Origin of the sequence: Phaeodactylibacter luteus (assembly GCF_007993045.1) — a bacterium.
Lineage (GTDB): Bacteria > Bacteroidota > Bacteroidia > Chitinophagales > Saprospiraceae > Phaeodactylibacter > Phaeodactylibacter luteus.
Map to the genome: position 1 here is coordinate 1 of NZ_VOOR01000278.1, position 241 is coordinate 241.

Genomic DNA, 241 nt, shown 5'->3' on the forward strand with positions numbered 1-241 from the left:
TGGCTGCACGGCGACCGCGACGGGCACGGTGAGCGGGGGCAGCGCGCTATCGCTGAGCTTCATCCGCAACAACCCGGACTGTTTTGGCGGCACAGATGGGTCACTTTTGGTGCTGGGCAGCGGCGGACAGCCACCGTACAGCTATCTGTGGAGTACCGGCGGGACGGGCAGCAGCATAGGAGGCCTTGGTGCCGGGCCGTACACAGTGACGGTAACGGACGCACTTGGCTGCAGCGAGGTA

1 protein-coding gene is annotated in these 241 nt (G+C 65.6%); it reads left to right on the plus strand.

The window, feature by feature from the left end; translation table 11 throughout:
• Nucleotides 1–241: SprB repeat-containing protein (locus FRY97_RS22210; protein WP_211356976.1), on the plus strand; the 241-nt coding region annotated here is incomplete at both ends.